The organism is Tepidiforma sp. (genome assembly GCF_034432735.1).
GTDB lineage: Bacteria > Chloroflexota > Dehalococcoidia > Tepidiformales > Tepidiformaceae > Tepidiforma.
Map to the genome: position 1 here is coordinate 1 of NZ_DAOUBJ010000003.1, position 5,608 is coordinate 5,608.

Annotated in this window: 6 protein-coding genes and 1 pseudogene; 3 read left to right on the forward strand and 4 right to left on the reverse strand. The window is 68.2% G+C overall.

The window, feature by feature from the left end; genetic code table 11:
- Positions 1–698: hypothetical protein (locus tag VAE53_RS00280; protein ID WP_322817355.1), on the reverse strand; the 698-nt coding region annotated here is incomplete at its 3' end.
- 29 nt (positions 699–727) lie between these two features.
- Here VAE53_RS00280 and rsmG point away from each other — a divergent pair.
- From rsmG to VAE53_RS00295, 3 genes are all read left to right on the forward strand, one after another.
- Positions 728–1,462 carry a 16S rRNA (guanine(527)-N(7))-methyltransferase RsmG gene (rsmG, locus tag VAE53_RS00285; protein ID WP_322817356.1) on the forward strand — a complete coding sequence of 245 codons (735 nt, stop codon included), beginning with the start codon at positions 728–730 and terminating at the stop codon, positions 1,460–1,462.
- Between the two features lie 134 nt (positions 1,463–1,596).
- Positions 1,597–2,187, forward strand: coding sequence for a hypothetical protein (locus VAE53_RS00290; protein ID WP_322817357.1), 591 nt, complete (start codon positions 1,597–1,599; stop codon positions 2,185–2,187).
- Positions 2,188–2,299: 112 nt separating this feature from the next.
- Complete coding sequence (locus VAE53_RS00295) at positions 2,300–3,535, forward strand: MFS transporter (RefSeq protein ID WP_322817358.1); 1,236 nt, start codon at positions 2,300–2,302, stop codon at positions 3,533–3,535.
- Positions 3,536–3,538: 3 nt separating this feature from the next.
- On the opposite strand, the gene VAE53_RS00300 is transcribed toward VAE53_RS00295, so the two are convergent.
- The 3 genes and pseudogenes from VAE53_RS00300 to VAE53_RS00310 all read right to left on the reverse strand — a co-directional run.
- On the reverse strand, positions 3,539–4,474 hold the full coding sequence (locus VAE53_RS00300; RefSeq protein ID WP_322817359.1) for an alpha/beta hydrolase: 936 nt from the start codon (positions 4,472–4,474) through the stop codon (positions 3,539–3,541).
- A 72-nt stretch (positions 4,475–4,546) separates the two neighbouring features.
- Positions 4,547–5,380: a hypothetical protein gene (locus VAE53_RS00305; protein WP_322817360.1), complete on the reverse strand. Its 834-nt coding sequence runs from the start codon at positions 5,378–5,380 to the stop codon at positions 4,547–4,549.
- A 32-nt stretch (positions 5,381–5,412) separates the two neighbouring features.
- Positions 5,413–5,608 (reverse strand): annotated as a pseudogene (locus VAE53_RS00310) (cysteine desulfurase NifS); the annotation flags it as partial.

The following is a 5,608-nucleotide window of genomic DNA, read 5'->3' on the forward strand; positions in this document are numbered from 1 at the left end:
GCGGGGTTGGCTTCGCGCGGGCCGACGAGCTGGTAGGTGACCTGGATGTTGCGGTCGAGGAAGGTGACGGTGACGCCGGAGCCGATGGCGGCGATGTCGGCGTCGAGGTCGGACCGATTGGCGACGACGGCGCGGCGGAGGGATTCTTCGAGCTGGCGGCGGCGGTTTTCGGCGAAGGCGAGGGCTTCGCGGGCGGCGTGGTAGGGGGCGTTCTCGCGGAGGTCGCCGTCGGAGCGTGCCGTTTCGACGGCGCGAACGAGTTCGGGGATGCGACGTTCGAGGTCGGCGAGCTCGCGCTGGAGGGCTTCGATGCCGTCGGCGGTCATTTCGAGGGGGGCTTCGACGACGCGGGTGGCCTGGGCGGAGGTGCGTGGGCCGTTGGATTTTGGCAGGCGGAGGCTGGTGCCGAGGTTCTTTTCGGTGTAGCCGCGCGTTTTGAGGAATTTGAACCAAGCTTTGAGGGCGACGAGGCGGCGCTGCCCGTTGGGGTCGGTGGCGCGGAGGTTGCGCTCGCCATACTGTTCGACGGCGGCGGGGGTGAGGTCGGCGGGCGACCTTTCTGGGCCGATGTCGGCGCAGAATTTTTCGGCGTAGGTGGCGAAGTCGTGGTCGCGTGGTTTGAGGGTGGCGGAGAATTCGCGGAGTGCGTCGTGGAGGGTGACGTGGGTGGGAGGTGCGCCCGAGGGCGTATGCGTCATGCTTTTACTGTAGCACTGTGGAGGCATTCGTGCCGGTGAACATGGATGAGATGTGGGGGTGGGATTGGCTCGGGGAGGTGTTCGCGCTCCCGGCGGAGGTGCGCGACCGGATGGCGAGGCACTGGGGGCTGGTGAGGATGCGGAGGGAGGCGGGCCGGCTGACGGCGGTGGAGGGGGAGGAGGCTATCCGGCGCCATTATGCGGAGTCGCTGGAGTTGCTGCGCTTGGCGGAGGGGAGGTTGGCTTCGGGGGCGGCTGTACGCTATGCGGATGTGGGCACGGGCGGGGGTTGGCCGGGGCTCGTGGTGGCGCTGGCCCGGCCGGCGTGGGAGGTGCACCTGATCGAGCCGTTGCAGAAGCGGGCGCGGTTCTTGGAGGGAGCGGCGAGGGAATTGGGGTGTGGGAATGTGACCGTTCACGCTATCCGGGCGGAGGAGGCGGGGCGGGGTTCGTTGCGCGAGCGATGCGATTTGGTGACGGCGCGGGCGGTGGCAGAGCTTCGGGTGGTGCTGGAGTATGCGGCGCCGCTGGCGGCGGTGGGGGGGCTGGTGGCGCTGCCGAAGGGCAGCCGGCTGGAGGGGGAGCTGGCGGAGGCGGGGGAGGCGATGGCGATGCTCGGCTGCGAGCTGCTGGGGGTGGAGCCGATGCGCGCGGAGGTGAGTGCATCGGTCCGGGTGGCGTTGCTGAGGAAGGGGCGGGCCTGCCCGGAGGGGTTTCCGCGGCGGCCGGGGACGCCGGAGCGGCGGCCGATCGGCGCGGGGTGACGAGGTTGGGCGACATTGGCGCATGGGGGTGATCGATTTATTCGCAGGGGAGTGTTGCCGTGCTATAGTGCGCGCCGATCGGCGTGGGAAAGCCCAAATTCAGGCGCCGATACGGTAGACATGCAGGAGGCAGCATGGATCCGAACGTTATGGTGAATCATGTCCTGCGGCTCGTGCGGTTCGATACGTCGGTATTCGACGAAGTTCGGGACGACGTGAACGAGCTGATCCCCGCGCTGATTATTGCGGGGATTTCGGCACTGCTGGCGGGGCTGGGAGCGACGCTCTTTTGGGAGTTCAATTTCGATTTCGGCCCCGAGAACCCGTGGCTGAATCTGTTCATCCTCGGCGGGGTGTTCATGGCGGCGCTGTACGCGGTCTGGGTCCTGGTGGTGTACGTGATGCTGGCCCAGGTGTACAAGGCATCGGCAGACGTGCAGGCACTCTTTCGGACGATGGGATATGCGGCCTGGCCGCTGGCGCTGAGTGTGCTGATGTTCATCCCGGTGCTCTATCCGGTCTTCGCGATCGGTTCGGTGGTGCTGTTGTTCGTGATGAGCATCTACGCGGCGCAGGCGGTGACGAACGCGGATTCGACGCAGGTGGTGATGGCGAATCTGGCGGGGCTGGCGGTCTGGGTGCTGGTGCTGAGCATCATCGCTTTCTCGAGCGATACGACGATCATCGGCGCGGGGATTTTCGCGATTCTGCAGCAGATTCCGTAGGGCTGCTGGCGACGGTCTCGGATGGTGGAAGCGGGGCATGAGCGGGGCCCCGCCGTGCCGGCTTGCGGCCCGGGCGGGGGCGTAAGCGGGTGACGTGCGAAGATGGCGGGTCATGACGCCCGAAGCGGTGGCTCGCCGGAACACGCGACTCTACTACGGGTTCGTGTTTTTCAATGATTTCGGGCTCTGGTTCGGGATCTGGATCAAGTATTTGGTGGTGGAGCGGGGCCTGGAGCTGAAGTATGTGCTGCTGATGGACCTGCCGTTTTGGCTGGCGGTGGCGAGCTTGGAAGCGCCGTTCGGTGCGCTCGCCGACCGGATTGGGCACGGCAAGGTGTTGGCGATCGGGTCGGCGGTGTATTCGGTGACGATTCTGGGGTTCGGCCTGACGACGAATTATTGGATGTTGTTCGCGGACTACATGCTTTGGGCGGTGGCGCAGGCGTGCAGGAGCGGGGCGGACCAGGCGGTGGTGTTCGATTCGCTGAAGGCTGCGGGGCGTGAGGGTGAGTTTTCGCGGGTGGCGGGGCGAGGGTTCGCGCTGACGATGGCGGCGGGGCTGGCGGGTATCGTGCTCGGCGGTGTTGTCGCGGCGGCAGCTGGGATGGCGTTCACGGTGCAGGTGAGCGCGGTGACGCCGCTGGTGGCGATGGTGTTGGCGCTTTCGATGAAGGAGCCGCGCCTGGCGCACGAGCGGCGGGGATATGTGGAGCAGCTGCGCTCGGGGTTCGGGTATGCATGGTCGCACCGTCCGGTCCGTGCGGGGATGCTGTTGCTGACGGGGCTTTTGATGGCGACGTTCGCGCCGGTGGTGCTGGTGCAGCCGTTTTTGATCGTGCACGAGGTGCCGACGGGATGGTTCGGGGTGTTCCAGGCGCCGGTGCGGCTGCTGGGGATCGGGGCGGCGGTGCTGGCCTGGCGGCTGGCAGCGGTCGCGGGGCGCGACCGGCTGCTGGCGGGGGCGTGCGCGGCGATCGTGGGGGCGTTCGCGGGGCTGGCGCTCTGGGATTCGCTGGCGGCCTTTTCGTTCTTTGCGGTTCCGGCGATGGTGCAAGGGCTGGCGCGGCCGACGCTCGATGCGTTCATCAACGAGCAGACGCCGAGCGACCGGCGGGCGACGGTGCTGAGCGTGGTTTCGCTGGCGTTCAGTGTGCAGGTGGCGTTTTTGGAGGCGGTGTTGGGCTTCATCGCGGATGACGTGGGCATCCGGGCGGCGTTCGCCTTCACGGCTGCGGTTTTCGCGCTTTTGCTTCCGCCGCTGTACGTGGGTTGGCTGCGAGAGTACCGAAAGGCGGTGGCGGCCGGCGCTGGGCTGGCGCCGGCCGCGGGTGGTGCGGGGGTAGGGTGAGGTTCAGGCGAGGGCGGTGCGGAGCGCCTGGCAGGCTTCGGCCATGCCTTTTTTGGCGCCGTCGAGGAGGGCGGTGAGCTGGAGGAAGATGTGGGGCTGGTCTTGGTAGATGCTGAGCTGGACGGGGACGCCGGCAGCTTGGAGGGCCTCGGCGTAGAGCTTGGAATCGTCGAGGAGCGGGTCGAGGGTGCCGACGATGAGGTGGGCGGGCGGGAGGTCGCGCAGGTTGCCGTGGATGGGGAAGAGGTAGGGGTCTTTGGGGTCGGCTCCGCCGGAGAGGTAGTGGCGGTAGAACCAGTCCATGGCTTGGCGGGTGAGGATTTTGCCTTCGCCGTTTTCGATGACGGAGGGCAGGTCGTTGTTGCCGGTGAAGGCGCCGTAGAGGAGGAGTTGGAGCCGGGCGCGGGGCCCGCCCTCGTCGCGGAGGCGGAGGGCGGTGCAGGCGGCGAGGTTGGCGCCTGCGCTGTCGCCGGCAAGGGCGAAACGGGCTGCATCGGCTTGGAGTTCGGCGGCGTTGGCGAGGGCCCAGCGGGTGGCGGCGATGCAATCGTCGAGCTGGGCGGGCGGCTTGTGTTCGGGCGCGAGGCGGTAATCGACGCTGAGGACGACGGCGCTGGCGCCTTCGGCGATTTCGGCGCAGAGCTTGGTATGGGTGGCCGGGGAGCCGATTACCCAACCGCCGCCGTGGAAGTAGATGACGAGGGGGAAGGGGCCATTGCCTGTGGGGGTGTAGATTTTGACGGGGATTTCGCCGGCGGGGCCGGGGATGGTGCGGTCGGTGATGCTGACGGTGGGCGGGAGTGGCTGGTTGAAGGCCTGGAAGGAGATTTCGGCGTTGGCGCGGGCGACATCGGGGGGGAGTTCCCACAGGGGGGGAACGCCGGCGGCCTGGGCCTGGGCGGCCATCATCTGGAGCAGGGCTTCGACCTGGGGGTCCAACGGGGTCCTCCTCGGGGAGAGCTGTCGGGGGGACTCTACGGGGAGGGGGCAAGGGGAGCAAGGGCGGGGGGACTAGGTGGGGCGGGCGGTGAGGAACATGAGGCCTTTGGCGAGGACTTCGCCGACGAACACGGCCCCCATGGCGATGTAAAGGAGGCCGGTGGCGCTCTGCATGGCGCGGATGCGGGTGGTGCGGTAGGCGAGGTAGGCGAGGATGATGGGGAAAACGAGGCCGACGCCGATGCGGAGGTAGAGGACGGGGTTCTGGAAGAGGCCGACATCGATGGGATTGGCTGGCAGGGGGACTTCGCGCACGGGGAGGGCGAGGTTGAGGACGAGGATGACGGCCTGGAGGCCGTGGGCGCCGAGGAGGAGGAGGCAGAGGTCGCGCAGGGGCCAGGCGGGCAGGGCGCCTTCGGTGAGGTACCAGTGGCCCCACGTCATGGCGACGGAGACGCCGCCGAGGGCGAGCGTGCCAGCGAAGAGGCCGAGGAAGATGGCGGGGTACCCCCAGGTGGGTGGGGCGAACATGATGGCGAGGAGGACGATGGCAGCGAGACCGGCGAGGGAGCCGACGATGCCGGCGATGCGGCCGAGGGGATCCCAGCCCATGAAGACGGCGAACAGGTAGATGCCGCTGGCGATGGTGGTGAGGAGGATGGCGGTGCGGAAGCGGGGGAAGGGGTCGGGGTCGATGGGGTAGCCATCGACGGCGGTGCCGATGGTGAGGGATGCGGCGGTCCAGAGGGTGAGGCTGCCAGCGATGGCGATGCAGAGGGCCATGGTGAGGACGAAGCCACGCGTGACGCCGCCGCGGAGGTCGCTGTAGAGGGTGACCCAGAGGCTGCCGATGGTGATTTCGGCGAGGATGATGAGCAGGGTGTAGGGGAGGGCCTCGGCGTTCACCGTTTCGAGTGTAGGGGGGCGCGGGCCAAGGGTCAGGCGCGGGAGCCGACGAACCGGGCGCGGGCGACTTGGACGGCCTCGGGGAGGAGGGCGAGGACGGCGTCGATCTGGGCGGGGGTGGTGGTTTCGCCGAGGGAGAAACGGATGCTGCCGACGGCGCGCCGAATCGGGACGCCCATGGCCATGAGGACGTGGGAGGGCTCCCAGGTGGAGTTGCTGCAGGCGCTG

Coding starts and splice junctions, on each gene's coding strand:
- VAE53_RS00290 (WP_322817357.1), top strand. CDS start 1,597: ATGGATCCGAACGTTATGGTGAATCATGTCCTGCGGCTCGTGCGGTTC.
- VAE53_RS00295 (WP_322817358.1), top strand. CDS start 2,300: ATGACGCCCGAAGCGGTGGCTCGCCGGAACACGCGACTCTACTACGGG.